Consider the following 26,102-nt stretch of genomic DNA (forward strand, 5'->3'; position numbering starts at 1 on the left):
CCGTCATTCGCGGTCACGTTCCTGCACGCAGAGACCACTCTGTCAGACGGTTCACCCGGTTTGCGGGGATTCGGGCCGGCCACGACCGGGCCGGTCACCCCACCGTGGAGGCGAGGAGGTCAGCGTGCCCCGGCGGGCACCTTCTTCGTACCCCGGGGCTTGGCACCGTTGGCCTTGGCCGCCCGGGTGGTGGCCGCCCTGGCCCCCTTCGCCTCGCCGTCGAGCTTGAGCACCTGGCGCAGGAACTGGCCGGTGTGGCTCTCGGTCACCTCGGCGACCTCCTCCGGCGTGCCGGTGGCGAGCACCGCGCCGCCCCGGTGGCCGCCCTCCGGGCCCATGTCGATCAACCAGTCGGCGGTCTTGATCACGTCGAGGTTGTGCTCGATGGTGATCACCGTGTTGCCCTTGTCGACCAGGCCCTCGAGCACCATCAGCAGCTTACGGATGTCCTCGAAGTGCAGGCCGGTGGTCGGCTCGTCGAGCACGTAGACCGTCCGGCCGGTGGAGCGCTTCTGCAGCTCGGAGGCGAGCTTGACCCGCTGCGCCTCACCGCCGGACAGGGTCGGCGCGGGCTGCCCGAGGCGGACGTAGCCGAGGCCCACGTCGTTCAGCGTCTTGAGGTGCCGGTGGATGGCCGGGATGGCGGAGAAGAACTCGGCCGCCTCCTCGATCGGCATCTCCAGCACGTCGGAGACGGTCTTGCCCTTGTAGTGCACCTCCAGGGTCTCCCGGTTGTACCGGGCGCCCTTGCAGACCTCGCAGGGGACGTAGACGTCCGGGAGGAAGTTCATCTCGATCTTGATGGTGCCGTCGCCGGAGCAGGCCTCGCAGCGGCCACCCTTGACGTTGAACGAGAACCGGCCCGGGCCGTACCCCCGGACCTTGGCCTCGGTGGTCTCGGCGAAGAGCTTGCGAACGTGGTCCCAGACCCCGGTGTAGGTGGCCGGGTTGGACCGCGGGGTGCGGCCGATCGGCGACTGGTCGACGCCGACGACCTTGTCCACGTGCTCCAGGCCGGTGACCCGGGTGTGCCGGCCGGGGACCAGCCGGGCGCCGTTGATCTGGTTGGCCAGCACCGCGTACAGGATGTCGTTGACCAGCGTCGACTTGCCGGACCCGGAGACGCCGGTGACCGCGATGAGCTGGCCGAGCGGGAACGAGACGGTGAGGTTGCGCAGGTTGTGCTCGCGCGCGCCGTGCACCACCAGCTCCCGGTCGGGGGTCTGCGGGCGCCGCTGCCGGGGCGTCGGGATCGACTTGCGCCCCGACAGGTACGCCCCGGTGACCGACTCCTGGTTTTCCAGCAGGGCGGGCACCGAGCCGCTGTGCACGATCTTGCCGCCGTGCTCGCCGGCGCCCGGGCCGATGTCGACGATCCAGTCGGCGACCCGGATGGTGTCCTCGTCGTGCTCGACCACGATCAGCGTGTTGCCCAGCCCGCGCAGCCGGATCAGGGTCTCGATCAGCCGGTGGTTGTCCCGCTGGTGCAGGCCGATCGACGGCTCGTCCAGCACGTAGAGCACGCCGACCAGGCCGGAGCCGATCTGGGTGGCGAGCCGGATGCGCTGCGCCTCGCCGCCGGAGAGGGTACCGGCGGCACGGTCCAGGGAGAGGTAGTCCAGGCCGACGTCGAGCAGGAACTTCAGCCGGGCGTTGATCTCCTTGAGCACCCGCTCGGCGATCATCTTCTGCCGATCGGTCAGCTCGATGCCGGCGAGCAGTTCCGCCGCCTCCCCGACCGACAGGTTGCAGACCTCGGCGATGCTCCGGCCGGCCAGGGTGACCGCGAGCACCTCGGGCTTGAGCCGGGTGCCGCCGCAGGCCGCGCAGGGCACGTCCCGCATGTAGCCCTCGTACTTGTCCCGCGACCACTCCGACTCGGTGTCGGAGTGCCGGCGCTCGATCCACTGCACCACGCCCTCGAAGCCGGTGTAGTAGGAGCGCTCGCGGCCGTACTTGTTGCGGTAGCGCACGTGCACCTGGTCGTCGGAGCCGTGCAGGATCGTCTTCTGCGCCCGCGACGGCAGCGCCCGCCAGGGCGTGTCGATGTCGAAGTGCTGGCTCTCGCCGAGCGCCTCCAGCAGCCGGAGGAAGTATTCCAGGTTGTGCCCGGTCGCCCAGGGCTGGATGGCGCCCTCGCGCAGGCTGCGCTCCGGGTCGGGCACGACCAGCTCCGCGTCGACCTCCTTCTTGGTGCCCAGGCCGGTGCACTCCGGGCAGGCGCCGTACGGCGCGTTGAAGGAGAAGACCCGGGGCTCCAGGTCCTCGATCGCCAGGGGGTGCTCGTTGGGGCAGGCCAGGTGCTCGGAGTAGCGCCGCTCGCGGTCCGGGTCGTCCTCGGGCAGGTCGACGAAGTCCAGCAGCACCAGGCCGCCGGAGAGGCCGAGCGCCGCCTCCACCGAGTCGGTCAGCCGCTGCTTCGCGCTCGCCTTGACGCTCAGCCGGTCGATGACCACCTCGATGGTGTGCTTCTCCTGCTTCTTGAGCTTCGGCGGCTCGGTCAGCGGGTGCACCACGCCGTCGACCCGGGCCCGGGCGTAGCCCTTGGCCTGGAGCTCGGCGAAGAGGTCGACGTACTCGCCCTTGCGGCCGCGGACGACCGGCGCGAGCACCATGAACCGGATGCCCTCGTCCATCGCCAGCACCCGGTCGACGATCTGCTGGGGGCTCTGCTTGGAGATCCGCTCGCCGCAGACCGGGCAGTGCGGCTCGCCGATGCGGGCGAAGAGCAGCCGCAGGTAGTCGTAGACCTCGGTGATGGTGCCGACGGTGGAGCGCGGGTTGCGCGAGGTGGACTTCTGGTCGATGGAGACCGCGGGGCTGAGGCCCTCGATGAAGTCGACGTCGGGCTTGTCCATCTGGCCGAGGAACTGCCGGGCGTACGACGACAGCGACTCGACGTAGCGCCGCTGGCCCTCGGCGAAGATGGTGTCGAAGGCCAGGCTCGACTTGCCGGACCCGGAGAGCCCGGTGAAGACGATCAGGGCGTCCCGGGGCAGGTCGAGACTGACGTCACGCAGGTTGTGCTCGCGCGCGCCACGGATGATCAGTCGGTCGGCCACGGTCCGTGTACTCCCGGAAGAAGAAAGTGGGGCGGATCTGTCCGCTCCGAACGAGGTCTGAGCGGTTTACGGGCGCAGAAGAGACGCCTCGGCAACTTTAGCCCCGAGGTACGACAACATTCCGCGCCCGCACATTCCCCCAGCTCACACCGGTCACGCCGGCCCGGTCCGGGCCGGCGTGCGCCGCTGACCGGGTCAGAATCCGCCCGGCGCCGGGGGCGGTGCCGGACGCCCCGTCCGCCGTCGGCCACCGCGCCAGCCGCCACGACGGTCGGCGGCGAGCCGGACCTCCCGGCGGCGGCTCTCGAAGGCCACCTCCCGCTGCAGCCGGCGCCAGCTCTCCCAGCGCCGCGTCGGCAGCTCCCCGGTCTCCAACGCCTCCCGCACGGCGCAGGCGGGCTCGCCGTCGTGCGCGCAGTCCGCGTACCGGCAGCCGGCGGCGAGCTCGACGATGTCGGCGAAGGCCCGATCCAGGCCGGCCGACCCGTCCAGCAGGCCCACCGCCCGGACTCCCGGGGTGTCCACCACCGCGCCCGCGTGCGGGAGCGGCACCAGCGCCCGCCAGGTGGTGGTGTGCCGGCCCTTGCCGTCGACCCGGCGGATCGCCTGGGTCGGCATGACGACGGCGCCGGCGAGGGCGTTCACCAGACTCGACTTGCCGGCCCCGGAGGGCCCGAGCAGGCCGAGCGTCCGCCCGGGGGCGACGAACGGGCGCAGCGGGTCGAGCCCTAGGCCCTGTTCGGCGCTGACCGGCAGCACCGGCACCCCGGGCGCCACGGCGGCGAGCTGGCGGGCGAGCGCGGCCGGGTCGGCGGCCAGGTCGACCTTGGTCAGCACGATCAGGGGCCGGGCCCCGGACTCGTGGACCAGGGAGAGCGCCCGCTCGATCCGGCCGACGTCGGGCGCCGGGTGCACCGGCTCGACGACCGCGGCGGCGTCGAGGTTGGCGGCGAGCACCTGCCCGCTGGCGTCCTTGCCGGCGGTGCGGCGGACCAGCGCGGTGCGCCGCGGCAGCACCACCTCGACGGTCCGCCGGCGGTCCGGCCAGGTGCCGACCAGCACCCAGTCGCCCGCGCAGGGCAGCGCGCCCGGGTCCCGGGCGGCGGCGGCGAGGACCCCGCCGCCCAGGCTGGCCCGGACCGGGCCGTCGGCGCAGAGCACGGTGCAGACCCCACGGTCGACCCGGGCCACCCGGCCCGGACGGTGGTCGCTGCCCCGTCGTACGTGTGCCGCCCATCCGGCGTCCCAGCCGAGGGCGGTCAGATCGATGGTCATGGCATCCTCATCGGTGTCGAGGCGGTACATGGCGGAACACGCGTGCTACGACCGGCATGCTCACCACCTCCACTCCGTCGTCCCGGTGCCGCGTTCGAAGCCGACGGTAGGGCGCGGACCGACGCGCCGAAAGCGATTTCCCCGGCGACGCCGGCGCGCCGGACCGCTAGGGTCGATGGGTGACCAGCGATCCCCTGTTGCTGACCGGCGAGCTGGACGACGCGATGACGCGGCTGCTGCGTACCGCGGCGGCCTTCGACGCCGCGGACGTCGCCGCCGCCTCCCTGCTCCCGGGCTGGACCCGGGGGCACGTGCTGACCCACCTGGCCCGCAACGCCGACGGCTTCGTCAACCTGTTCACCGCCGCCCGCACCGGCGAGCGGATCCCGATGTACGCCAGCGCGGACGCCCGCACCGCGGACATCGAGGCCGGCGCCGGTCGCCCGCCCGCCGCCCTTCTGGACGACCTGCGTCGCAGCTCGGAGCGGTTCACCGAGGCGGTCGACGCGATGCCGGTCGAGGCGTGGGGGGCGACCGTCGAGACGCGGCGCGGCCCGTGGCCGGCGGCGTTGCTGGTCTGGGGCCGGCTCCGCGAGATCGAGGTGCACCACGTGGACCTGGCCGCCGGCTACCGGCCGGCCGACTGGCCGGAGGCGTTCGGCCAGCGGCTGCTGCACGAGGTGGCCACCGGGCTGGCCGGCCGGCCCGACGCGCCGGCCATGGTGCTGCGCTTCGACGGCGTCCGCCACAAGCTCGTCGTCGGCGACCCCGAGGGGGCGCCCACGATCACCGCCCCCGCGCCCGAACTCGCCGCCTGGCTGATCGGCCGGAGCGCGGGCGAGGTGCTCACCGTCACCCCCGACGGTCCCCTGCCGACTCCACCGGAATGGATATAGAGACGCCATGACCTACAGCGGAGACGTCACCCCCGGCGGCGCGCCGGCGGTGCGTGAGCTCGACCGGCTCACCATCACCAAGATGTCGGTGGGGCCGATGGACAACAACGCCTACCTGCTGCGCTGCCGGGACACCGGCGAGCAGGTGCTGATCGACGCCGCCAACGAGGCGCCCCGGCTCCTCGAACTGGTCGGCGACGGCGGGCTGGCCGCGGTGGTCACCACCCACCGGCACATGGACCACTGGGTGGCGCTGGAGGAGGTGGTCGCCAAGACCGGCGCCCGCCCGCTGGTGCACGCCGACGACGCCGACGGGCTGCCGATCGAGACGGAGACGCTCACCGAGGGCGACACCGTCGCGGTCGGTGACTGCGCGCTGGAGGTCGTCCACCTCAAGGGGCACACCCCCGGCTCGATCGCGCTGCTCTACCGCGACCCGGCCGGCATTCCGCACCTGTTCACCGGCGACAGCCTCTTCCCCGGCGGGGTCGGCAACACCGACAAGGACCCGGAGCGGTTCGGGCAGCTCGTCGACGACGTCGAGCACAAGCTCTTCGACCGGCTGCCGGACGAGACCTGGTTCTACCCGGGCCACGGCAAGGACAGCACCCTCGGCGCGGAGCGGGCCTCGCTGCCGCAGTGGCGCGCCCGCGGCTGGTGAGTCCCCGGCCGGTGCGGGCCCGACCGTCCGCACCGGCCGCCGGTCCGACCCCGACGGTGGCCGCGCGCCGCGGCCACCGTCGACCCCCGTCGCCGGCGTCACCGGTCAGGCGGACGTGCCCACCCCGGCCAGCGCGCGGAGCCGGTGCCGGGTGCCGAGCAGCACCGGGCCGGCGAGCAGCAGGCCGACCGCCATCGTCAGCACCGTCGGGTTCGGCGCCCCGGGCAGCAGCCCGGTCAACGCCCGGGCCGCCGTGCCGAGAAGCACGTACAGGCCCGCCCAGGCCGTCGCGCCGAGCGCGGCGCAGACCGCGAACCGCCGGTACGACATCCGCAGCCCGCCCGCGGCCAGCGGCAGCAGCGCGTTGAACACCGGCAGGAACGGCGCCACCAGCACCATCCGGCCGCCGCCACGGCGCAGGATCACCTCGGCCGCCGCCCACCGTGACTCGCCGATCCAGCCGCCCACCCGGCTGCGCCGCAGCTGGTCGCCCCAGCGCCGGCCGGCGAGGAAGCTGAGCGACCAGCCGGCCAGGCAGCCGGCCACCACGGCCGCCACGGTCGCCAGCCCGGTCGCGGGCCGACCGGCGCCGACCGCGGCGAGGACCGCGGCGTCGCCGGGCACCAGCACCCCGAGCAGCGGTACGGCGTCGGCGAGCATGACCATGCCGAGCGTGCTCATCAGCAGGGCGGTGGGCAGCTCACCGAACTGGGCCAGCAGATCCGTCATGCCCGTACGCTATGGCCGGCCGGCCGCCCCACACATCGGGTTCGATCCCCCACCGGCCCCTGATCCCGGCTCGGGGTCGACCCCGACCCGCCGCCGGAGGTCAGGCGGGGCGCAGCACCTGCACCCGACGCACCGGGGAGTCCACGGACGGCTCGGTGGTGGGCACCGGGTAATAGCTGGCCACCACCTCCAGCCGCCCCGTGGGCAGGTGCCCCCGGCCGGGGTCGCCGACCAGCACCTCGGCACCGCCGGCGGCGGCCCGCTGCAGGAACGGCAGCACCCGTTCGGCCAGCGCCGCGTCGTAGAGGATGTCCCCGGCCACCAGCAGGTCCGCGGTCACCGTGGAGTCGAGCAGGTCGTCGGCGCTGACGGTGACGAGCACCCGGTTGGCCCGCGCGTTGACGGTGACCGCCGCGACGGCGTACGGGTCGATGTCGTTGGCGACCACCTGGTCGGCGCCGGCGAGCGCGGCGGCGATCGCCACCAGCCCCGACCCGGCGGCCAGGTCGAGCACCCGGCGGCCCGCGACCAGCTCGGGGTGGTCGAGCAGGTGGCGGGCCAGGGCCTGGCCACCGGCCCAGGCGGAGGCCCAGAACGGCGGCGGCAGCGGATGGCCGGCGGCCGCCTCCATCCGGGCCCACCAGACGATCGCGTCCTCGGCCAGGTGCAGCCGCACCTCGGGCACGAACGGGGTCTCCACCAGCCGGAGCCGGTCCAGCCCGGAGCCGGGCACGGTGATCTCCCGTTCCAGGTCGGCCAGCGCCGTGCGATCCCTCACCGGGGCAAGCATGCCCCTGGTCGGTCCGGACCGGGTGGCTTTTCCCACTCCGCGCGGATTCCCTGAGGCGCGCCGGCACTTCCGGCAGCGAATCGCGCTCCGGGCGGCTACTGTCAGGGAGGTACAGGGCGATCATCGGCCGCGCGGTCGGTGCTCACCCGCTTTGAACAGGGAGAGATTGCATGGCAACCGGCACGGTCAAGTGGTTCAACTCGGAAAAGGGCTTCGGCTTCATCGAGCAGGACGGCGGAGGCCCGGACGTGTTCGTCCACTATTCGGCCATCGCGAGTAGCGGTTACCGGGAACTCAACGAGGGCCAGAAGGTCGAGTTCGAGGTGACCCAGGGGCAGAAGGGGCCGCAGGCGGACAACGTCCGTCCCATGTAGCTCCGTGCCGGTGGCGGCGGTCGGTATCCGACCGCCGCCGCAGCGCATCTCAGGCCGGTTCCGGCGCCGCCGGCAGGTCGCGTCGCCGCCGCAGCGGCCCGACCAGCAGGATCAGCGGGGTCAGCGCCAACCAACCGGTCATCACCCAGATCGCCCGGCCCGGCCCGTACGCGGCGCCCAGTGCCCCGGCCAGCACGGCCGCCAGCGGGATCGTCCCGAAGTTGAGCAGCTGCATGCTGACCGTCACCCGGCCGAGCAGCGCCTGCGGGGCGTACGTCTGCCGGAAGCTGCCCTTCACGACGTTGCCCACGCTGACGGCGAGGCTGACCGCGACTCCGCCGAGGAGCAGCCAGACCATCCCGAGGCCCGGCCCGGCGAGCGGGATGAGCAGGGCGGGTGGCCCGCTGACCAGGGCGGCCAGCAGCAGCGCGCGGGCGGTGCCGACCCGGCGGGCGACGGTCGTGGCGATGGTCGCGCCGACGATGCCGCCCAGGCTGGCCAGGCCGATCAGCAGCCCGACCAGGCCGGGCGGCAGCCCCGCCGAGCGGACCAGGAAGACCACCAGGACGGCCTGGTAGCCGGTGAGCCCGATGTTGCTGGCGGCCCCGAAGAGGGTCAGCACCCGTAGGTAGGGATCCCGGGCGACGAAGCGGATCCCGACCGCCACCTCCCGGCGCAGCGACGGCGGCCCGTCGAGGCGGGGCGCCGGGCGCTCCACCGCGCGGATGCGGCCCAGGCAGGCCGCGGAGACGAGGAAGCTCAGCGCGTCGAGCAGCAGGGCGGTGACCGCCCCGGCGAGCTGGGCGACCAGGCCGGCCAGCCCCGGACCGACGACGTAGCTCGCGGTCTGCGTGGCCTGCAGCTTCGCGTTGGCCTCCGGCACCTCCTCCGGCCGGAGCAGGGTCGGCAGGTACGCCTGGTCGGCGGTCTCGAAGAAGACCCGCGCCAGGCCCCCGCCGAGCGCCACGGCCAGCAGCTGGCCGATGGTGAGCGCCCCGAGGACGGCGGCCACCGGGACGCTGAGGAAGAGCACGGCCGACGCCAGGTCGCAGACGATCATCACCGGGCGGCGGGGCAGCCGGTCGACCCAGGCTCCGGCCGGCAGGCCGACCAGCAGCCAGGGCAGCCAGGCCGCGGCGGTGAGCACCGCGACCTGGAAGGTGGTCGCGTCCAGCACGGCCAGCGCGACCAGCGGCAACGCCACCGTCGTCACGTTGCTGCCGACGCTGCTCACGGCCTGCGCGGTCCAGAGCAGCCGGAAGTCCCGGTGCCGGAACAGCCCGCCGCGCGGGCGTACCGGCGGATCGGGCACCCGGTTCGTGGTCGCGGTGCTCACGGCTGGGCCGGGATGCCGTAGGCGAACAGGAAGACCGGCTCGCGCCGCCGCCCGTCGTCGGGCACCTCCCGGTCCGCCCACCGGGCGAGCAGGTCGATCACCTCGCGGCCCAGCTCGCCCAGCTCCTCCGGGGTGAGGTGCAGCCAGCGGTCGGTGGAGAAGGGGCCGTCGCCCCAGGCGGCCTGGGCCTCGTCGGTGGCGGCGTGCCAGGCGCGGGCGAGGGAGACCTGCCGGTCGAGGTTGAGCGAGGTGGCGGCGTCGGCGACGGCCCGGGCGGCGGGGTCGGCGTCGAAGTCGGTGTTGGACCAGCGCACCCCGCGGCTCTGCAGGCGCCACCACCGCTCCCGGCGATCCCGGGCCAGCTCGGGAGCCTCGGTGACGAGCTCGGCGGTGGCCAGCACCTTGAGGTGGTGGCTGACGTTCGCCGGCGCCTGGTCGGTCCGCTCGGCGAGCAGCCCGACCGTCGCCGGCCCGTGCACCTTGAGCACGTCCATCAGGCGACGGCGGAGCGGGTGGGCGAGCGCGGCGAGGACCCGGGAATCGGTCACCTGTCGGACGTCCTGGTTCGGCATACCCAGATCCTGACACCGGCAACGATGCTTGCGCAACATCTATTGCGGAAGTGTCGTTGCCGGTATGCCGGAGACTGGACCCCACCGTCGCCCGGACCGGCCCTTCACACCGCGTATAGGACGGGGTGATCCGGGAATGTGCCCGGCGAGTTGCTGCACGGCACCGGGCAGTTGCCCCGAGAGTAGCCGGACCTCCGAGGGTCTGCCCAGCTCAGCGGCGTTATCTGGAACTGAGAGAAGACTGTGGACCGACGCCGACGAGCGGCAGGACGAGCGCCGAGGGATGTTCGGGATCGTGCAGGATCTCCCGCCTACCGGCACGCAGCGTCACCGCCGTGCCGAGCGGTTCGCCGGTGCCCGGGTTGCGCGCGTACCGCGGATGGGCGCCGCCGGAGACCTGGACCCGCAACCGGTGCCCGGGGCCGAACCGGTGCGCGGTCGGCCAGAGGGTCACCGGCACCCGCACCACGCCGGACGGACCGGTCGGGAAGCGGCCCGGCGCGACCCGGACCAGACCGTCGCAGACGTTCCAGGAACGACCCCGGCGGTCCACGTCGCACAGCCGCACGAAGACGTCCAGGTAAGAGAGTTCACTGCGGACATGGATCTCGGCGTGGACCGGGCCGATCACCTCCACCGGCGCGTCGAGCGGCGGGCTCGTGTAGGTCAGCACGTCCGGCCGGGCCTCCACCGGCCGGTTGTCCACCGCACCGGCCCGCTGGGCGACCAGCAGCGGTCCGCCGAGCGACGGCGTGGGGTCGGTGGGGTCGTACCAGATCGAATCCGGCACGGACGGGGCCGGCGGGTCCGGCGCGAGGCCGCCCCCGGCGTGCAGGTGCCACCGGGTCGACGCGGCCGGCGGGGGCCAGTCGGGCAGGTCCCGCCAGCCACCGCCCGCTCCCCCGACGTGCACCCGCACCGGCGCGGCACGCGCGACCGGGCGGCCGGCCAGGTGCTCGTCCAGCCAGTCGAGGCCGTCCCGCAGGGCGGCCGCGAAGAGCCCGGGGCTGCCGTGGGTCCACGGTCCGACGGTCAGTCGCGGGTGGGCGCCGGCGGCCCGCAGCGCGGCGTAGTCGTCGAGCTGGGCGGGGAGGAAGATGTCGTGCCAGCCGCTGATCATCGCCACCGGGGCGCGCACCTCGGCGATCCGGTCGCCGAAGACCCGGGACCGCCAGTAGTCGGCGTCCGGGGTGTGGTGGCGCAGCCACTCCTGAAAGAAGGGCACGGTCACGCCGGTGGCGATCCGGTCGGCCTCGGCCAACGGCAGGTGGGCCAGCGCGGCGGCCAGCCGGGGCTGCCCCCGCTTGAGCTCCCACTGCCGGGCCAGCCACGGCACGGTCTGCGCCTGGAGCAGCTCCGCCCAGGTCAGCACCGTGTCCAGGGCGAACGACTCGCCCGCGTACGTCGAGTCGCGGGTGCCCGAGGCGGTCACCACCGCGACCATCGCCCTCAGCTCGTCGGCCGTCTCGGCGGCGACGGCCCACTGCACGAAGCCCTGGTAGCTGGCGCCGAACATGCCGAACGCGCCGGACCACCAGCGCTGCCGGCGCAGCCACTCGACGGTGTCCAGGCCGTCGTCGCGCTCGTGCACCAGCGGCGCGAACTCCCCGCCGGAGCCGTACGTCCCCCGGCAGGACTGGATGACCACGTGGAAGCCGCGTTCGGCGGCGAGCCGGCCGAGCAGCCGCACCGGCCCGCCCCGCCCGTAGGGAGTCCGGATCAGCACGGTGGGCGCGGCGGGCAGGTCCGGGGCGTAGTGGTCGGTGCGGAGCGTCACCCCGTCGCGGACCCGGACCGGGATGTCCCGGGTCACCGTGACCCGCCGGCTCCGGGCGGCCGGCAACCGCAGCACCGCGGTGGCGAGTCGGGTGGCGAGCCGGTCGAGCACGTCGGTCAGTCCGTGGCCCGGCGTGCCGACTCCGGGCGGGCGGCCCGCACCGCGTCGCGGTGTTCGCGCAGTGAGGCGCCCATCTCACCCATGAACCGGTGGACCACCGCCAGCTCCTCGTCGCTGAACCGGGCCATCACCTGGTCGGTCCGCGCGCCGAGCGGCTGGAAGAACTCCATCGCCAGGGCGGCGCCCCGGTCGGCGTAATGCAGGAACACCTTGCGCCGGTCGGCGGTGTCCCGGTCACGCCGGATGTGTCCGGCCCGCTCCAACCGATCGACCAGGGCGGTGACCGAGCCGGACGAGAGGCTGAGCTGCTCCCCGAGCCGACCGGGGGTGATCGGGGCGCCGGCCAGCTCGGCGTCCATCACGGCGATCAGCGCCTGCAGGTCGGTGGCGTTGAGCCCGTGCAGGGCGGCGAAGGCATGCCCGACGTGCTGCGCGTCCACCGAGTAGCGCCGCAGGTCGTTGGTGATGTCCGAGACCATCCGCCCGCGTGGGTCGTCCCGCCGTCGGTACATGCCGTGCGATGCCACGTCTTGTCGATTCCCCTGTCGAACAGGCCGGGTCAGCAGCATAGAACGCCGCCGACAGTCTCGCCGGGCAAGATGTTCGGACTTCGAGTTGCCGACTTGGTCTTGGGGGACGAAATTCTCGGCACGCCGCGTGCGGGCCGACACCTTGGCGGAGCCCGACCGGGGCGAGCCCGTGCCCGCCGCGGCACGGGACTGACACCGCGCGACGCCGGCCGCGGGTCCACCGCGGCCGGCGTCGGTCAGGTCAGTAGGTCAGGCAGACGCACTCGGTCATCAGCGCCCGCACGTTGCGCACGTACTGCGGGTTGGGGATCGTCAGCGGCTCGCCCTCCCGGGCCACCGCGTTGTGCCCGTAGTTGTACGCCGAGATGATCGCGTTGAGCAGGCAGGAGTTCAGCTCGTCGGTGCAGAGCGAGGCGTCCAGCCGGTAGTCGGACTCGAAGTACATGTCGCCGATGTACTTGGTCAGCCAGGCCAGGTAGTTGGCGCCGAGGTAGGCGTTGTCCCGGTAGTCGCCGATGTCGTACGACTGGCCGAAGCGCTGGTTCATCCAGTCCGCGGTGGCCGGCATGACCTGCATCAGCCCGATCCCACCGTCGCAGGCGACGATGTTGGACTGCCAGCCGCTCTCCTGCCAGGCGGTCGCCTTGAGCAGCTTGAGCGGGATGGCGATGTCCGGCGCGGAGGTCGGCCAGTAGGTGCGGGCGGCAGCGTCGCCGAGCGCCGCCTTGACCTGGCTGCGCGTCGCCTGGGTGCCCTGGTAGGTGGGCTGGCAGCCGCTCGGCGCCGGCTTCGGCGGGGGCGGCGGTACCCGCGTCTCGGTCGGCGGCTTCGGGGTGGAGAGCGGACCTGCCGTCGTCCGGGTGGGCTTCGGCTTCGGTTTCACCGTCGGACTGGCGCTCGGGCTGGCCTTGGCGCTGGGTGCCACGCCCATCGCCTCGACGCCCGGCGGCACCTCGCTCGGCTGGTCGGCGGGCGCCTCGACGGGCGCCTCCGTCGGCAGCGCGACCGGCGCGGCCAGCTCCCGGGGCGCGGGGTCCGCGCCGCCGCAGCCGGTGATCCCGCCGGCCAGCAGCAGGCCGGCCACCACCGCGGCGCCCATCCGACTCATCCCTCGACGCATCTGACCCTCCCCGTGGCTCTGCGCCGGACCCTAGCAAGGACCGGACGGGTCGCGGGGGCCCGAGAAGCGCTCACCGACCGGTCGATCGACGCCGGTCCCGCTCCGGCGCGCCGGCCCCCGCCGGCGCGCGTCGCCGGCCGAGGGCCGCGGTCGGTTCGTCGCCGGCCGGGCCGTCGGCCGCCCGCCCGTCGCCGACCGCCCGGTCCCGGGTGGCCCAGGCCACCATGAACACCGCCGTCCAGGCCATGCCGAGCAGGACGGAGGTGGCGGTGCCGCTGGCCGTGCTCCAGCCGAGATAGAGCCGGGCGCCGCCGATCGCCACCACACCCGCGACGGCGACCGTCCAGGCGGCCACCGCCGCCGGCCAGTGCGCTCCCCGGGACAGAAGCCAGGCCAACGTGCCGAGGCTCGCCGTCACCACCGCGTTCTGGGTCGGAAACAGGACAGTGGCGTCGCCCGGCCCGCCCGGTCCGGTGAGGTCGGCCACCACGGCCAGCACCACCAGCGGCACGAACGCCCCCACCGTGCCGACGACGCTGAGCAGGTCCGCCCGCCAGGGCCGGTGCCGCCAGGCGAGCACGGCGGCGACCAGCGCGACCACCACGATCAGGAACGACCCGCGCAGCAGCGAGGCCGCCGTCGACGCGGCCTGGACCACCCCCGGGGTACGCCGGTCGGCGAACCAGTCGGCGAGCAGGCCGTCGACCACCGCGAGCCCGCTGTACCGGACCCCCGCCTCCAGCGCGGAGGCGATGGCCAGCCCGGCGGTGAAGAGCAGCAGCAGGCCGGCGGCGAGGTTGAGCAGCAGCGTCCAGGCCGGTCCGATCCGCGTGGTGAGCAGGAAGAAGAGCACCCCGTAGCGGGCCCGCAGCCAACGCAGCGGCGGCAGCGCGGCGGCCCGCGACGCCAGGACCCGCGCCGGGTCGGGGTTGCGGCCCAGCCACCGACCGGCCAGCACCACGGCCACCAGGCAGAGCAGCAGGACCCCGACCGCGCCGGTGGCCCGGCCGAGCAGGTGGGAGACCCGCTCGTACGACTCGCCGGCGAGGTAGCCGAGCAGGACCGAGGCGCCCACCCAGGTGACCACCCCGGCCAGGTTCCACGGCGCGAACCGCCGGTACGGCAGGCCCGCCGCGCCGGCCAGCCGGGGCGCCAGGGTGCGGGCGAAGGCCACCCAGCGGGCGGCGAAGTACCCCCGCCCGCCGAGCCGGGCGAGCATGGCGTCCGCCCGGTGCCAGCGCTCGGGGCCGATCCGGGCACCCAGGCCGGAGGCGCGCAGCCGCGGGCCGAACCGGCGGCCGGCCCGGAAGGCGAGTGTGTCGCCTATCACGGCAGCACCCGTCATCACCAGCAGCGCCGGAATAATCCGCAGCGTCCCCGCGTAGGCTAAGAAGCCGACCAGCAACAGGGTCGCCTCTCCCGGCACCAGCAAGCCGAAGATCACCGCCGTCTCACCTGCGACGATCGTCGCGGCGGCCAGGTAGATCAGCAGGGACGGCAGGCCCTGCAGCGACATCAGCAGGTCAGGCATCCGGTCCCCAGCAGCACGGGGGCCAGCATGCCAGCCGCAGGAACGGTCGGAACAGCAGTTTCGGCAGAGATCCGGGCGATCTCGGGGTGACCCCGACACGCGCACCGGCAACCGCAGACAGGAGTATGGAGGGTATGCAGCTTCGCACCGACCTCCGCAACGTCGCCATCATCGCCCACGTAGACCACGGCAAGACGACCCTGGTCGACGCCATGTTGCGGCAGGCCGGCGCCTACGGCGCCCGTGGTGAGGTAACCGAGCGGGTCATGGACTCGGGGGACCTGGAGCGGGAAAAGGGCATCACCATCCTGGCCAAGAACACCGGCGTGCACTACCTGCCGGCGGACGGGTCCGATCCGGTCACCATCAACATCATCGACACCCCTGGCCACGCCGACTTCGGTGGTGAGGTCGAGCGCGGCCTGACCATGGTCGACGGCGTGGTGCTGCTGGTCGACGCCAGCGAGGGCCCACTGCCGCAGACCCGCTTCGTGCTGCGCAAGGCGCTGCGCGCGCGCCTGCCGATCATCCTGGTGATCAACAAGGTGGACCGGCCGGACGCCCGGATCAAGGAGGTCGTGGACGACACCTACGAGCTCTTCCTCGACCTGGACGCCGACGAGGAGCAGATCGACTTCCCGATCGTCTACGCCTGCGCCCGCGACGGCATCGCCTCGCTGACCCAGCCCGCCGACGGCTCGGTGCCGGACGACAGCAGCTCCCTGGAGCCGCTGTTCCGCACCCTGCTGGACACCATCCCGGCGCCCGCGTACGAAGAGGGCGCGCCGCTGCAGGCGCACGTCACCAACCTCGACGCCTCGCCGTTCCTCGGCCGCCTCGCGCTGTGCCGGGTCCGGCAGGGCACCATCCGCAAGGGCGCGACGGTGGCCTGGTGCCGCACCGACGGCAGCACCCAGCGGGTGCGCATCTCCGAGCTGCTGATGACCGAGGGGCTGGAGCGCAAGCCGGCCGACTCGGCCGGCCCGGGCGACATCATCGCGGTCGCCGGCATCCCGGAGATCATGATCGGTGAGACTCTGGCCGACGCGGAGAACCCGCAGCCGCTGCCGCTGATCACCGTCGACGAGCCGGCGATCTCGATGACCATCGGCACCAACACCTCGCCGCTGGTCGGCCGGGTCAAGGGCTCGAAGGTCACCGCGCGGATGGTCAAGGACCGGCTCGACAAGGAGCTGGTCGGCAACGTGTCGCTGCGGATCCTGCCGACCGAGCGGCCGGACGCCTGGGAGGTGCAGGGCCGTGGTGAGCTGGCGCTGGCCATCCTGGTGGAGCAGATGCGCCGGGAGGGCTACGAGCTGACCGTCGGCAAGCCCCAGGTGGTCACCCGGGAGATCGACGGGAAGACCTGCGAGCCGGTGGAGCGGCTGACCATCGACGCCCCGGAGGAGTACCTGGGCGCGATCACGCAGCTCCTCGCGACCCGCAAGGGCCGGATGGAGCAGCTGGTCAACCACGGCACCGGCTGGATCCGGATGGAGTGGCTGGTCCCGGCGCGCGGCCTGATCGGCTTCCGCACCGAGTTCCTCACCGACACCCGGGGCACCGGCATCCTGCACCACGTCTTCGAGTCGTACGAGCCGTGGTTCGGCGAGCTGCGTACCCGCAACAACGGGTCGCTGGTGGCCGACCGGGCGGGGGCGGTCACCGCGTTCGCCTTGATCAACCTTCAGGAGCGCGGCCAGCTCTTCGTCGAGCCGACCACCGAGGTGTACGAGGGCATGATCGTCGGGGAGAACTCCCGCTCCGACGACATGGACGTCAACATCACCAAGGAGAAGAAGCTCACGAACATGCGCGCCTCGACCTCCGACGAGACCGAGAAGCTGATCCCGCCGCGCAAGCTGTCGCTGGAGCAGGCCCTCGAGTTCTGCCGCGAGGACGAGTGCGTCGAGGTGACGCCGGTCGCGGTGCGCATCCGAAAGGTGGTGCTGGACCAGACCCAGCGCGGCCGGATGGCGGCCCGCCGCAAGCACGCCGGCTGACCCACCGCACACTCGGAGCCCGGACCGCCCCAGGCGGCCCGGGCTCCGCCGTCTCCGCCCCCGCCTCCCTCTCCCCGACCCCGCTCCGTTGACCATGAAGCTGTCGCCACGACACGCCGGCTCGGGTGGCAACAACTTCATGATCAACTTGTCTGAGCAGGAGGCAGGGGCGGGGCGGGTCAGGTGGGTCAGGTGGGTCAGGTGGGTTTGGTGGGGGGTTTGGTGGCTTGGAGGGCGAGGATGTCGGGGATCGGGCCGGAGCCGGACTCCGCGACCCGGGTCAGCGTCAGGCCGGCGTCGGTCACCGCGTTGAGCAGATCGGCCAGCGGCAGGTGCCAGGCGCCGACCCGGGCTCGTACCCCGTCCGCGTTCCAGGCCCGGAAGGTGCGCTCCCGCTCGGCGTAGCCGCCGTCGATGACGATCCGGTCCCTTTCGGACCGATCGGCGAACGCGCCGACGAAGCAGGGGTGCACCCCGAGGTGCACGAGGCGCCCGCCCGGCGCGAGCACCCGGGCCGCCTCGGCGATCGCCGCCGGATAGTCCGGCATGTCGGTGTGGGCGAGGACGCAGACCGCGGCCGGCACCGCGACGTCCGCCAGCGGCAGCGCGGTCGCGTCGGCCCGGGCCACCGGCAACCGGGGGCGTGCGTGGCGCAACTGCCCGGCCGACAGGTCCACCCCGACCGGGTCCCAGCCCAACCGGCGCAGCTCGGCGGCGTGCGCGCCGGTGCCGCAGCAGAGGTCGAGGCAGCGGCCCGGACCCGAGCCGAGCAACTCCCGCAGCACGCCCCTGGCCCGATCGCTGTAGTCGGCGGCGGAGGTGGTGACGTAGTCCTCGTACCAGTCGGCGATGGCGTCGTATGCGGAGGTCGTCATACCCCCGCACGCTAGGCGGCCCGGCGGCGGACCGCTGCCCCGCGCGGGGCGATGATCGGCTACGGTCACCGGCATGATCTGGGACGACCTCGACGCCCACCTGGACAAGGTGCCCGGCACCGTCTCCGCGTACGTGGGGCGGCTGGACGCCCGACCGACCTGGACCCGGCTGCCGGACGCCACCCACTACGCGGCCAGCACCATGAAGGTCGCCGTGCTGGTGGCGCTGCACCGGGCCGCCGAGGCCGGCACCCTCGACCTGGACACGCCGATCCCGGTACGCAACGAGTTCGACTCCGCACTGCCGGGCGTGCCACGGTTCGCCTGCGCCCAGCACTACGACAACGACGACGCCGTGTGGGACCGGGTCGGCGGCACCGCGCCGCTGCGCTGGCTCGCCGAGCGGATGATCGTGCGGTCCAGCAACCTGGCCACCAACATCGTGCTCAGCCAGGTCGGGCTGCCGGCGGTGGCGCGAGCCTGGGCGCTCGCCGGGGCCCGGCACAGCGTCACCGGCCGGGGCATCGAGGACTTCGCCGCCCGGGACGCCGGCATCACCAACCTGGTCACCGCCAGCGACCTCGCCGCCCTGCTCGGCGGGCTGGCGGTCGGGGCCGACCGCCCGGGCCCGCTGGCAGCCCCGGCGAGCTGCGCCGCGATGCTGGACGTGCTCTTCGCCCAGGAGCACCGGGAGGACCTCGCCGCCGGGCTACCCGAGGGCACCCGGATCGCGCACAAGAACGGCTGGGTACGCGGGGTACGGCACGGCGCCGGGGTGGTCTTCCCGGCCGACGCCCCGCCGTACGCGATCGTCGTCTGCACCACCACCGACCTGGCCGACGGCGGGCCGAGCGGCGAGGAGACCGAGGACGACGCCTGCCGCCTGATCGCCACCATCTCGGCCCGCGTCTGGGACGCCCGGCACGCCCTGGCCGACTGACCCGCCGCACCGCTGCCCCGTCCCGCCACCCGGCCGGGCGCGCCGCCGAGCACCGCCGCCAGGTACCAGGTCGGCACCTCAGTCCAGCAGGTTGTCCCGCAGCGCGGCGACCACCCCGTCGGTCACGCCCAGCCCGTCGCGCAGGTACGCCCCGAACGAGCCGTGCACCCGCCGCACCTCGTCGTACGCGGCATCCAGGTACTCCGCCCGCACCTCCAGCAGCGGCCGGGCCGTCGCCGGGTCGAGGTGCGGCTGCCGCCGGGTCATCGCGGCCAGCAGCACCTCGCGCAGACTCTCGGTCAGCTCGTTGTGCCGCAGGTAGTCCGCCCGGATCGTCACCTCGTCCACCCCCAGCGCGGTGAGCAGCACGACGGCCAGCCAGCCGGTACGGTCCTTGCCGGCCGAGCAGTGGAAGAGCAGGGGCAGGTTCCGCTCCTCGGCCGCCAGCCGCACCGCCGCCCCGAAGCCCTCCCGGGCCGCCGCCCCGGTGACGAACCACCGGTAGATCTGCGCCATCGCCGCCGGCATGCCCTCCCGGGCCAGCTCGTCGTAGGCGGTCAGGTCGTGGCCGAGCAGCACCGCCGAGACGTACGTGAAGACCGGGTGCGCCGGGTCGTACACCGGCAGGTGCACCACCCGGGGCTCGCCCACCAGCCGGTCCGGCGGGGCGACCTGCTGCTCGGCGGCGCCCCGCAGGTCCACCACGCAGGCCGGCCCCAGCTTGCCCAGCACCGGGAGGTCCTCGTCGGTCAACCGGCCCAGCGCGGCGGTCCGGATCAGCCGACCGGCCCGCACCCGCCGCCCCTCCGCCGCGGGCAGGCCGCCCAGGTCACGGGCGTTCGGCGCGCCCACCAGTTCCCAGTCCCGCTGCAGCATCCGGCCTCCCCTGTTCGCGCCCGCCTCCGTATAGGGTGCCGCACATGACGATCGCCGCGGTACGCACCCACCGGCTTTCCGCCCCCTTACACACCCCGTTCGTCACCGCGCTGCGCCGGACCACCACCGTGGACACCCTGGTCGTCGAGGTGATCGACGACGAGGGACGGTCCGGTTTCGGCGAGGCGCCGCAGGTCTGGCAGGTGACCGGCGCGTCCGTCGCCGGCGCGGAGGCGTGCGTCCGGGAGCTCATCGCGCCGGCCCTCGCCGGGCGGGACGCCGACGACCTGGTGGCCCGCTGCGCCGATGTGCAGCGGGTGGTGGCCGGCAACGAGTCCGCCAAGGGGGCCGTCGACGTCGCGCTGCACGACCTGGCCGCCCGGCGGCTCGGCGTACCGCTGGTCCGGCTGCTCGGTGGCACCACCCGGCGGGTCCCGACGGACGTCACCCTGGCCGCCGGCGACGCGGTGGACCTGGCCGCCGCCGCCAAGCAACGCCGGGGCGAGGGGTTCGACGTGCTCAAGCTGAAGGTCGGCACCGACGCCCGCGGGGACCTGGACCGGGTCCGCGCGGTCCGCTCCGCGGTCGGGCCGGGGGTGCGGATCCGGCTGGACGCCAACCAGGGCTGGACGCCGCGCGAGGCGGTCCGGATCATCCGCGGCATCGAGGACGCCGGCCTCGACGTCGAACTGGTCGAGCAGCCCGTCGCCCGCTGGGACCTGGACGGGCTGGCCTGGGTCAGCGACCGCGTCGACCTGCCGATCCTCGCCGACGAGTCGGTCTCCGGCGTGCGCGACCTGGTCGAGGTGATCCGCCGCCGGGCCGCCGACATGGTCAACGTCAAGCTCGCCAAGTGCGGCGGCCTGCACCCGGCCCGCACCCTGCTCGACCTGGCCGCCGCGCACGGCGTCGGCACGATCGTCGGCTCGATGATGGAGAGTCAGATCGGCGTCGGCGCCGCGGCCAGCCTGGTCGCGGCCTACGGCACCACCGCCGTGTCGGACCTCGACGCGGCCTGGTGGCTGGCCTGGTCACCGGTGCGGGGCGGGATCCGGTACGACGGCGCGACGGTCGTGCTGCCGGACGCCCCCGGGCTCGGCGTCACCTCGGTGACTGAAGCAAAGATGCAGACCCGTGGTTGATGATCGTTGGAATCTTTCATAGGGTCGCGGGTGACAGCGGCGCGAGGTGGGGGTGGACGTGGAGCTGGAACCGGGCCGCGAGGCCGTCGTCCGGGTCCCGGTGGCGACCCTCTGGGCCTCCCCCGACGCGGTCCGGCCGGTCGACCGTCCCGCCCTGGCCGGCGACCCGGACGTCCCGGCCTGGGTCGCCGGGCTGGACCACGACCAGCAGGTCGGCGACTGCGTGCTCAGCCAGCTGCTGCTCGGTGAGCAGGTGCTGGTCACCGAGCTGCGCGCCGACGGCTGGGCGCACGTGGTCGCCGTCGAGCAGCCGGCGGCGAAGCTCGACCCGCGCGGCTACCCCGGTTGGCTGCCCACCGCCCAACTGGCGCCGCTCCTGCCCCAGCGGCAACGGTCGCCGCTATTCGTGATCGACGCCCTCGTGGCCGACCTGCACGCCACGCCCGGTGGTCCGCCGGCGCTTCCCGGAGTGGTGCTCGGCACGCGGCTGCACCGGGCGGGTCCGCTCTTCGACGGCTGGCTGCCGTGCCACGTTCCCGGGCACACCGAACCGCTCTGGGTTTCCGAGACCGACGTGGTCCCCCTTCCGGCCGAGCGGCCGGAGGCCAAGGAGGTCCTCGCCGTCGCCGACCGGCTCCGCGGCCTCGTCTACATCTGGGGCGGCCTCTCCAGCCTCGGCATCGACTGCTCCGGCCTGGTGCACCTGGCCTGGCGCCGGTTCGGGGTGACGCTCCCCCGGGACGCCGACGACCAGGCCGAGGCGACCACCCCGCTGGCGCTCGGCGAGGAACTCCCCGGCGACCTCTACTTCTTCGCCCGGCCCGGCCGCCGGATCCACCACGTCGGCATCGTCACCGCCGAGCCGCAGGGCGACCAGCGGCGGATGCTGCACGCCTGCTACCGGCAGCGCCGGTTGGTCGAGGAGCAGCTGCCCGCCGACCGGCTGGCCACCCTGGTGGGCGCGCACCGGGTCTGACCCCATACGCGAAGAAAAGGGCGCTCCCGACGACGGGAGCGCCCTTTTCCGACGGGTCAGCGCCGGGCTTCGGCCAGCTCGCGGCGCCGGTCGCGGGACGACTTGACCAGGCTCGCCGCGGTGGCCACGGCCAGGGTGCCGAGGATGACCGTCAGGGAGAGCCAGATCGGGATGTGCGGGGCCCAGCCGACGTGCTGGCCGCCGTTGATGAACGGCAGGTTGTTGTCGGCGAGGGCCTCCAGGACCAGCTTGACCCCGATGAAGCCGAGCACCACGGCCAGGCCGTAGCTGAGGTAGATCAGCCGGTCCAGCAGCCCGCCGAGCAGGAAGTAGAGCTGCCGCAGCCCCATCAGCGCGAAGACGTTCGCGGTGAAGACCAGGTACGGCTCCTGGGTGATGCCGAAGATCGCCGGGATCGAGTCGAGGGCGAAGATCAGGTCGGTGGTGCCGATCGCGATCATCACGATCAGCATCGGGGTGAAGAGCCGCCGGCCGTTCTCGTGGGTGGTCATCTTCGCGCCGTCGAAGTCACGGGCGATCGGCAGCGCCTTGCGGCTCCACCGGATCAGCAGGTTCTCGGTGAACTCGTCCTCGTCCGGCTCGCCCTGCCGGGCCAGGTTGACCGCGGTGTAGATCAGGAACGCGCCGAAGATGTAGAAGACCCAGGAGAACTGCGAGATCAGCGCGGCGCCGGCGGCGATGAAGCCACCGCGCATGACCAGCGCCAGCACGATGCCGACGAGCAGCACCTTCTGCTGGTACCGCCGGGGCACCCCGAAGCGGGCCATGATGATCACGAAGACGAAGAGGTTGTCCACCGAGAGGCTGTACTCGGTGAGCCACCCGGTGTAGAACTGGCCGGCCACGCTCGGGCCGGAGGTGAGCCAGAGGCCGACCCCGAAGAGCAGGGCCAACCCGACGTAGAAGCCGACCCAGAGGCTCGACTCCCGGACACTGGGCTCGTGCGGGCGACGACCGATGATGAAGAGGTCGACGAGCAGGACCGCCGTCATCGCGACGAGGGTCGCAGCCCACACCCATCCGGACACGTTCAATTTCCATCCTCCGGCAGACACGCAGCGTCGGGCACACCGTACGCCGAGTGAGGGGCCGGGGTGCGTCGACGCTGACTCTGGTGACTGTCGGAGGTCTCTTCCGCCACCGACCCGGGTGACGGGCCGCTGACCGACGGAGCCGGGTCGTGCCGCCAGGGGTCGGCGGCCGTCCGTGCTGACGACTCCGTCGCGGGGGAATACTCCCCTCCTCGGCCGCCATTCTTCACCATCCGGGGTGGTCGGCGCATCTCCGGCGGCCCCGATTGATGGTGGGATCACTTTCCAGGGTGCGGCAGGCGATATCCGCTACGGCATCCTAGGAGGCTAGGCGCCCGAATTGCCGGGTATGAGCTTGGCTCCCCCCGACCGGGACCGCGTCCGGGCCGCGACGCGTCGGCCGTCGCCGGGCCGGCCTCAGGCGGCGGGCAGCAGGGGGTCGGCGAGCGACCAGCCAGCCGCCAGCAGCGCGTCGCAGGCCGCCACCGCCGTGGCCAGCCGCTCGGGGTGCGGGCCGCGCAGCTCCACCACCGGCACCCCGCAGTCGGCCAGCTCGGCCCGGAACCGCCCGGTCATCCAGGCCCGCAGGTGCTCCCCGTCGCGCAGCCCGTCGTCGTCGAACGGGACGCCCTCGTGGTCAGTGAGCAGGTACAGCGCCGGCCGGCGGGCCGCCGCCCGGACCGCCGCCGAGGCCGACCCGAGGTACCGCTCCTCCCAGACCGCGGTGGCCCGGGCGTCGGTGTCGCAGAACAGCAGCGGGCCGCCGGTCCGGGCCGCCGCGTCCTCGGCGGCCTGCTGCGCCCGAACGACCTCGACGAAGTCGTCCCGGTCCCAGGTCACGTCGAAGACCGTCGCCGCCGGGCGCCGGCGCCGCAGCTCGACGAGCTTGCGGGCGGTCAGCTCCCGCCCGTACTCCGGGACCCAGGCGGTGCGGTAGTGGTCCGCGAGCGCCGCGGCCATCGTCGTGGTGCCGGTGGACTCGGCCCCCACCACCACGACCCGGCGGACGAACCAGGCCCGCGCCGGCGGGCTCAGCCACCGCCAGTGCCCCGCCGGGTCCGCCCGCACCGCGGTGCCGGAGACCGGCGCGGCCAGCCGGTCGGCGTCCACGCAGACCGGCACGGCGTCGAAACGGCGGGCCAGCTCCGCGCCGTACGCCTCCGAGGAGAAGACCGCGTCGACCGGCTCCGCCCCGACCGCCTCCCGGAACACCGCGCAGTGCGCGTCCCAGACCACCGGGTCGGCGTAGTCCACCGGATGGTCGTCGTACCGGCCGACCACCCGGACCCACGGGGTGGCCGCGTGCGCCTCACGCAGCCAGGCGACCCGCTCGTCCAGCGGTATCGACTCCCGCCGGGACGGCGCGACCACCACGGTGACCGCGGCGCAGCGGGCCGCGGCGGCCTCGATCAGCGCGTGGTGCCCGGCGTGCGGCGGGTAGAACTTACCCACCACCATGCCGTGCCGGAACTCCGGCTCGTCGCGCGGCCCGGTCACGCGGCCACCGGGGCCGGGCCGGGCGGCACCGGGGTCGCCGCCGACCGATCGCGCAGGTCGGCCCGCCAGGCCCGCAACCCCACCACGCAGAGGGCCAGGAAGATCAGGTAGAGCCCGGCGGTCAGCCAGAGCCCCTTGTACGCGTAGAGCGGGATGTAGATCAGGTCGGCCACGATCCACAGCCACCAGCTCTCCACCAGCTTGCGGGTCTGCCCGTACGTGGCGAGCAGCGAGAGCGCGGTGGTCAGCGCGTCGGCCAACGGCACCGTCGAGTCGGTGGCCCGGTCCAGCAGCGCCCAGAGCCCGGCGGTGAGCAGCACCCCGCCGACCCCGAGGGCCCACCACTCCCGCCGCCCGGTGCGGGCCACGGCGAGCCGGCTGCGCCGCTCCCCGCCGAAGAGCCAGTGCCACCAGCCGTACGCGCCGAGGACCACGTAGACGACCTGGAGGCCGGCGTCGGCGTAGAGGCCGGCGGTCCAGAAGAGCAGCATGAGCAGCAGCACGTTGGCGATGCCGATCGGCCAGTTCGCGATGTGCTGCCGGGCGACGAGCCAGACGTTGACCACGCCGGTGGCGAAGCCGAGCAGCTCCGCCCAGGTGGTGCCGGTCCCCGCCACCGTGAACGCCGTACCGGTCAGCCAGTCGAGCATGTGGTCCTCCCCCGTGTTTCCGAGCGCTCACCCTAGAGCTCCGGACCGGACCGGGAAAGACCCCTGCCCCGTGACCGCCGGGGCGGCGTGCGAGGCTTCGGTCATGGTTCTTGAGGTCGCACTGATCGACGTAACCCCCGGGCACGAGGACGCCTTCGCCGCCGCGTACGTGCAGGCGTACCCGATCATCACCAGCACGGAGGGCTGCCGCTCGGCCCGGATGACCCGGGGCGTCGAGTCCCCCTCCCGGTTCGTGCTGCTGGTCGAGTGGGACTCGGTCGAGGCGCACGACGTCAACTTCCGGCAGAGCGAGAAGTTCCCGCAGTGGCGCGCCCTGATCGGCCCGCACTTCGCCGGCCCGCCGCTGGTCGAGCACTTCGTCGACGTTCCGGCCTGAGCTGTCGTACCTCCCGGTTAGCGTGCGTGCGACGCGCTGGCCGCCGGTCCCGACGGGCATCGGGGGCGCCGGGCCCGGTGGCCGCGCGCCGACAACTGCCTTGCGGGATGAGGCCGGACCCGGTTGGCTGTCGATCATGACGGAACGGGTCGCCCTGGTCACCGGCGTGAGCCGGCGGATCGGCATCGGCGCGGCGGTCGCCCGCGCGCTCGCCGCGGACGGCTGGCGGCTGCTGCTGACCGGCCTGCCCGGGTACGACGACGCCCAGCCCTACGGCGGCGACCCGGACGACGTGCCGGCGCTCCTCGCCGAGCTGGGCGACGACACCCGCCACCGCCCCGCCGACCTGCTCGACCCGTCGGCGCCGGCGAAGCTGGTCGCCGAGGCGGTCCGCCGGCACGGCCGCCTCGACGCGGTGGTGGCGGTGCACGCCTACTCCACGCACACCCCGCTCGGTGCGCTCGACGCCGCCGAGATCGACCGGCACCTGCTGGTCAACGTCCGGGCGACGCTGCTGCTCGCGGAGGCGTTCGCCGCCGCCCACCCGGGCGGGCAGGGCGGACGGCTGGTGCTCTTCTCCAGCGGCCAGCGGCTCGGCCCGATGCCCGGCGAGCTGGCGTACGCCGCCAGCAAGGCCGGCGTGGAGAACCTCACGCTCCAGCTCGCCCCGCTGCTGATGCCCAACGGCATCACGGTCAACTGCGTCAACCCCGGCCCGACCGACACCGGCTACGCCGACCCGGAACGACTGGCCGCAGTGGCCCGGCTCTTCCCGGGTGGCCGCTGGGGCACCCCGGAGGACGCCGCCCGGCTGGTCCGTTTCCTCTGCTCCACCGACGCCGACTGGATCACCGGCCAGGTGATCGACTCCGAGGGCGGCTTCCAGCGCCACCGGTGAGCCGGCACGGCACGGCCTCGCGG

General features: G+C 73.7%; 24 protein-coding genes. 9 read left to right on the forward strand and 15 right to left on the reverse strand.

Going from position 1 to position 26,102, the window contains the following annotated elements:
- Positions 1–119: 119 nt before the first annotated feature.
- The gene (uvrA, locus tag EV384_RS28715) at positions 120–3,062 is read right to left on the reverse strand and encodes an excinuclease ABC subunit UvrA (protein ID WP_130338174.1); all 2,943 of its coding nucleotides are present in this window, start codon (positions 3,060–3,062) and stop codon (positions 120–122) included.
- 195 nt (positions 3,063–3,257) lie between these two features.
- A complete protein-coding gene (rsgA, locus tag EV384_RS28720) occupies positions 3,258–4,337 on the reverse strand; it encodes a ribosome small subunit-dependent GTPase A (RefSeq protein WP_130338176.1) in 1,080 nt (359 codons plus the stop codon).
- A gap of 179 nt (positions 4,338–4,516) precedes the next feature.
- Here rsgA and EV384_RS28725 point away from each other — a divergent pair, with 179 nt between their 5' ends.
- Positions 4,517–5,233 (forward strand): maleylpyruvate isomerase family mycothiol-dependent enzyme, encoded by a 717-nt coding sequence (locus EV384_RS28725; protein WP_130338178.1) that lies wholly within the window; start codon positions 4,517–4,519, stop codon positions 5,231–5,233.
- A 7-nt stretch (positions 5,234–5,240) separates the two neighbouring features.
- Entirely contained in the window at positions 5,241–5,894 is a 654-nt protein-coding gene (locus EV384_RS28730) for an MBL fold metallo-hydrolase (RefSeq protein WP_130338180.1), read from the forward strand.
- 105 nt (positions 5,895–5,999) lie between these two features.
- Here the strand turns inward: EV384_RS28730 and EV384_RS28735 are convergent, their stop codons facing one another.
- Both EV384_RS28735 and EV384_RS28740 read right to left on the reverse strand, forming a co-directional pair.
- The gene (locus EV384_RS28735; protein ID WP_130338182.1) at positions 6,000–6,623 is read right to left on the reverse strand and encodes a DedA family protein; all 624 of its coding nucleotides are present in this window, start codon (positions 6,621–6,623) and stop codon (positions 6,000–6,002) included.
- A 100-nt stretch (positions 6,624–6,723) separates the two neighbouring features.
- The gene (locus EV384_RS28740; RefSeq protein WP_130338184.1) at positions 6,724–7,413 is read right to left on the reverse strand and encodes a class I SAM-dependent methyltransferase; all 690 of its coding nucleotides are present in this window, start codon (positions 7,411–7,413) and stop codon (positions 6,724–6,726) included.
- Between the two features lie 170 nt (positions 7,414–7,583).
- On the opposite strand from EV384_RS28740, the gene EV384_RS28745 reads away from it, so the two are divergent.
- Positions 7,584–7,787, forward strand: a complete 204-nt coding sequence (locus tag EV384_RS28745; RefSeq protein WP_007462771.1) for a cold-shock protein — start codon at positions 7,584–7,586, stop codon at positions 7,785–7,787.
- A gap of 49 nt (positions 7,788–7,836) precedes the next feature.
- On the opposite strand, the gene EV384_RS28750 is transcribed toward EV384_RS28745, so the two are convergent.
- The 6 genes from EV384_RS28750 to EV384_RS28775 all read right to left on the reverse strand — a co-directional run bounded on the left by EV384_RS28750 (position 7,837) and on the right by EV384_RS28775 (position 14,773).
- Complete coding sequence (locus EV384_RS28750) at positions 7,837–9,123, reverse strand: MFS transporter (RefSeq protein WP_242624344.1); 1,287 nt, start codon at positions 9,121–9,123, stop codon at positions 7,837–7,839.
- Positions 9,120–9,695 (reverse strand): ArsR/SmtB family transcription factor, encoded by a 576-nt coding sequence (locus EV384_RS28755; RefSeq protein ID WP_130338186.1) that lies wholly within the window; start codon positions 9,693–9,695, stop codon positions 9,120–9,122. Before EV384_RS28755 ends, EV384_RS28750 begins: the two co-directional genes overlap by 4 nt.
- Positions 9,696–9,915: 220 nt before the next feature.
- Complete coding sequence (locus tag EV384_RS28760) at positions 9,916–11,583, reverse strand: CocE/NonD family hydrolase (protein ID WP_130338188.1); 1,668 nt, start codon at positions 11,581–11,583, stop codon at positions 9,916–9,918.
- Between the two features lie 5 nt (positions 11,584–11,588).
- The gene (locus EV384_RS28765; protein WP_130338190.1) at positions 11,589–12,104 is read right to left on the reverse strand and encodes a MarR family winged helix-turn-helix transcriptional regulator; all 516 of its coding nucleotides are present in this window, start codon (positions 12,102–12,104) and stop codon (positions 11,589–11,591) included.
- Positions 12,105–12,363: 259 nt separating this feature from the next.
- Positions 12,364–13,242, reverse strand: coding sequence for a lytic transglycosylase domain-containing protein (locus EV384_RS28770; RefSeq protein ID WP_130338192.1), 879 nt, complete (start codon positions 13,240–13,242; stop codon positions 12,364–12,366).
- A 70-nt stretch (positions 13,243–13,312) separates the two neighbouring features.
- Positions 13,313–14,773 carry a DedA family protein gene (locus EV384_RS28775; protein ID WP_130338194.1) on the reverse strand — a complete coding sequence of 487 codons (1,461 nt, stop codon included), beginning with the start codon at positions 14,771–14,773 and terminating at the stop codon, positions 13,313–13,315.
- Between the two features lie 134 nt (positions 14,774–14,907).
- On the opposite strand from EV384_RS28775, the gene typA reads away from it, so the two are divergent.
- Positions 14,908–16,776, forward strand: coding sequence for a translational GTPase TypA (typA, locus tag EV384_RS28780; RefSeq protein ID WP_130338196.1), 1,869 nt, complete (start codon positions 14,908–14,910; stop codon positions 16,774–16,776).
- A gap of 197 nt (positions 16,777–16,973) precedes the next feature.
- On the opposite strand, the gene EV384_RS28785 is transcribed toward typA, so the two are convergent.
- The gene (locus tag EV384_RS28785; protein WP_130338198.1) at positions 16,974–17,651 is read right to left on the reverse strand and encodes a class I SAM-dependent methyltransferase; all 678 of its coding nucleotides are present in this window, start codon (positions 17,649–17,651) and stop codon (positions 16,974–16,976) included.
- A gap of 73 nt (positions 17,652–17,724) precedes the next feature.
- Here EV384_RS28785 and EV384_RS28790 point away from each other — a divergent pair, with 73 nt between their 5' ends.
- Complete coding sequence (locus tag EV384_RS28790; protein WP_130338200.1) at positions 17,725–18,591, forward strand: serine hydrolase; 867 nt, start codon at positions 17,725–17,727, stop codon at positions 18,589–18,591.
- A gap of 78 nt (positions 18,592–18,669) precedes the next feature.
- Here EV384_RS28790 and EV384_RS28795 read toward each other — a convergent pair whose 3' ends face one another.
- Positions 18,670–19,467 (reverse strand): tyrosine-protein phosphatase, encoded by a 798-nt coding sequence (locus EV384_RS28795; protein WP_130338202.1) that lies wholly within the window; start codon positions 19,465–19,467, stop codon positions 18,670–18,672.
- Between the two features lie 44 nt (positions 19,468–19,511).
- Between EV384_RS28795 and EV384_RS28800 the strand changes: the two genes are divergently transcribed.
- Together EV384_RS28800 and EV384_RS28805 are read left to right on the forward strand one after the other, a co-directional pair.
- Positions 19,512–20,609: a mandelate racemase/muconate lactonizing enzyme family protein gene (locus EV384_RS28800; protein ID WP_130338204.1), complete on the forward strand. Its 1,098-nt coding sequence runs from the start codon at positions 19,512–19,514 to the stop codon at positions 20,607–20,609.
- 58 nt (positions 20,610–20,667) lie between these two features.
- Entirely contained in the window at positions 20,668–21,585 is a 918-nt protein-coding gene (locus EV384_RS28805) for a C40 family peptidase (RefSeq protein ID WP_130338206.1), read from the forward strand.
- Positions 21,586–21,641: 56 nt separating this feature from the next.
- Here the strand turns inward: EV384_RS28805 and EV384_RS28810 are convergent, their stop codons facing one another.
- The 3 genes from EV384_RS28810 to pnuC all read right to left on the reverse strand — a co-directional run bounded on the left by EV384_RS28810 (position 21,642) and on the right by pnuC (position 24,784).
- Positions 21,642–22,640: a TerC family protein gene (locus EV384_RS28810; protein ID WP_130338208.1), complete on the reverse strand. Its 999-nt coding sequence runs from the start codon at positions 22,638–22,640 to the stop codon at positions 21,642–21,644.
- A 414-nt stretch (positions 22,641–23,054) separates the two neighbouring features.
- Positions 23,055–24,134, reverse strand: coding sequence for an AAA family ATPase (locus EV384_RS28815; RefSeq protein WP_242624345.1), 1,080 nt, complete (start codon positions 24,132–24,134; stop codon positions 23,055–23,057).
- Positions 24,131–24,784, reverse strand: a complete 654-nt coding sequence (pnuC, locus tag EV384_RS28820) for a nicotinamide riboside transporter PnuC (RefSeq protein ID WP_130338210.1) — start codon at positions 24,782–24,784, stop codon at positions 24,131–24,133. Before pnuC ends, EV384_RS28815 begins: the two co-directional genes overlap by 4 nt.
- Before the next feature lie 103 nt (positions 24,785–24,887).
- Here pnuC and EV384_RS28825 point away from each other — a divergent pair, with 103 nt between their 5' ends.
- Positions 24,888–25,181 (forward strand): antibiotic biosynthesis monooxygenase family protein, encoded by a 294-nt coding sequence (locus EV384_RS28825; protein WP_130338212.1) that lies wholly within the window; start codon positions 24,888–24,890, stop codon positions 25,179–25,181.
- A gap of 136 nt (positions 25,182–25,317) precedes the next feature.
- Positions 25,318–26,079, forward strand: a complete 762-nt coding sequence (locus EV384_RS28830) for an SDR family oxidoreductase (RefSeq protein ID WP_130338214.1) — start codon at positions 25,318–25,320, stop codon at positions 26,077–26,079.
- Positions 26,080–26,102 lie beyond the last annotated feature (23 nt).

It is taken from the genome of Micromonospora kangleipakensis (genome assembly GCF_004217615.1).
In the GTDB taxonomy this organism is placed as follows: domain Bacteria; phylum Actinomycetota; class Actinomycetes; order Mycobacteriales; family Micromonosporaceae; genus Micromonospora; species Micromonospora kangleipakensis.

Coding starts and splice junctions, on each gene's coding strand:
- rsgA (WP_130338176.1), bottom strand. CDS start 4,337: ATGACCATCGATCTGACCGCCCTCGGCTGGGACGCCGGATGGGCGGCA.
- pnuC (WP_130338210.1), bottom strand. CDS start 24,784: ATGCTCGACTGGCTGACCGGTACGGCGTTCACGGTGGCGGGGACCGGC.
- EV384_RS28735 (WP_130338182.1), bottom strand. CDS start 6,623: ATGACGGATCTGCTGGCCCAGTTCGGTGAGCTGCCCACCGCCCTGCTG.
- EV384_RS28790 (WP_130338200.1), top strand. CDS start 17,725: ATGATCTGGGACGACCTCGACGCCCACCTGGACAAGGTGCCCGGCACC.
- typA (WP_130338196.1), top strand. CDS start 14,908: ATGCAGCTTCGCACCGACCTCCGCAACGTCGCCATCATCGCCCACGTA.
- EV384_RS28800 (WP_130338204.1), top strand. CDS start 19,512: ATGACGATCGCCGCGGTACGCACCCACCGGCTTTCCGCCCCCTTACAC.
- EV384_RS28825 (WP_130338212.1), top strand. CDS start 24,888: ATGGTTCTTGAGGTCGCACTGATCGACGTAACCCCCGGGCACGAGGAC.
- EV384_RS28795 (WP_130338202.1), bottom strand. CDS start 19,467: ATGCTGCAGCGGGACTGGGAACTGGTGGGCGCGCCGAACGCCCGTGAC.
- EV384_RS28770 (WP_130338192.1), bottom strand. CDS start 13,242: ATGCGTCGAGGGATGAGTCGGATGGGCGCCGCGGTGGTGGCCGGCCTG.
- EV384_RS28730 (WP_130338180.1), top strand. CDS start 5,241: ATGACCTACAGCGGAGACGTCACCCCCGGCGGCGCGCCGGCGGTGCGT.
- EV384_RS28740 (WP_130338184.1), bottom strand. CDS start 7,413: ATGCTTGCCCCGGTGAGGGATCGCACGGCGCTGGCCGACCTGGAACGG.
- EV384_RS28830 (WP_130338214.1), top strand. CDS start 25,318: ATGACGGAACGGGTCGCCCTGGTCACCGGCGTGAGCCGGCGGATCGGC.
- EV384_RS28765 (WP_130338190.1), bottom strand. CDS start 12,104: ATGTACCGACGGCGGGACGACCCACGCGGGCGGATGGTCTCGGACATC.
- EV384_RS28785 (WP_130338198.1), bottom strand. CDS start 17,651: ATGACGACCTCCGCATACGACGCCATCGCCGACTGGTACGAGGACTAC.
- EV384_RS28755 (WP_130338186.1), bottom strand. CDS start 9,695: ATGCCGAACCAGGACGTCCGACAGGTGACCGATTCCCGGGTCCTCGCC.
- EV384_RS28775 (WP_130338194.1), bottom strand. CDS start 14,773: ATGCCTGACCTGCTGATGTCGCTGCAGGGCCTGCCGTCCCTGCTGATC.
- EV384_RS28745 (WP_007462771.1), top strand. CDS start 7,584: ATGGCAACCGGCACGGTCAAGTGGTTCAACTCGGAAAAGGGCTTCGGC.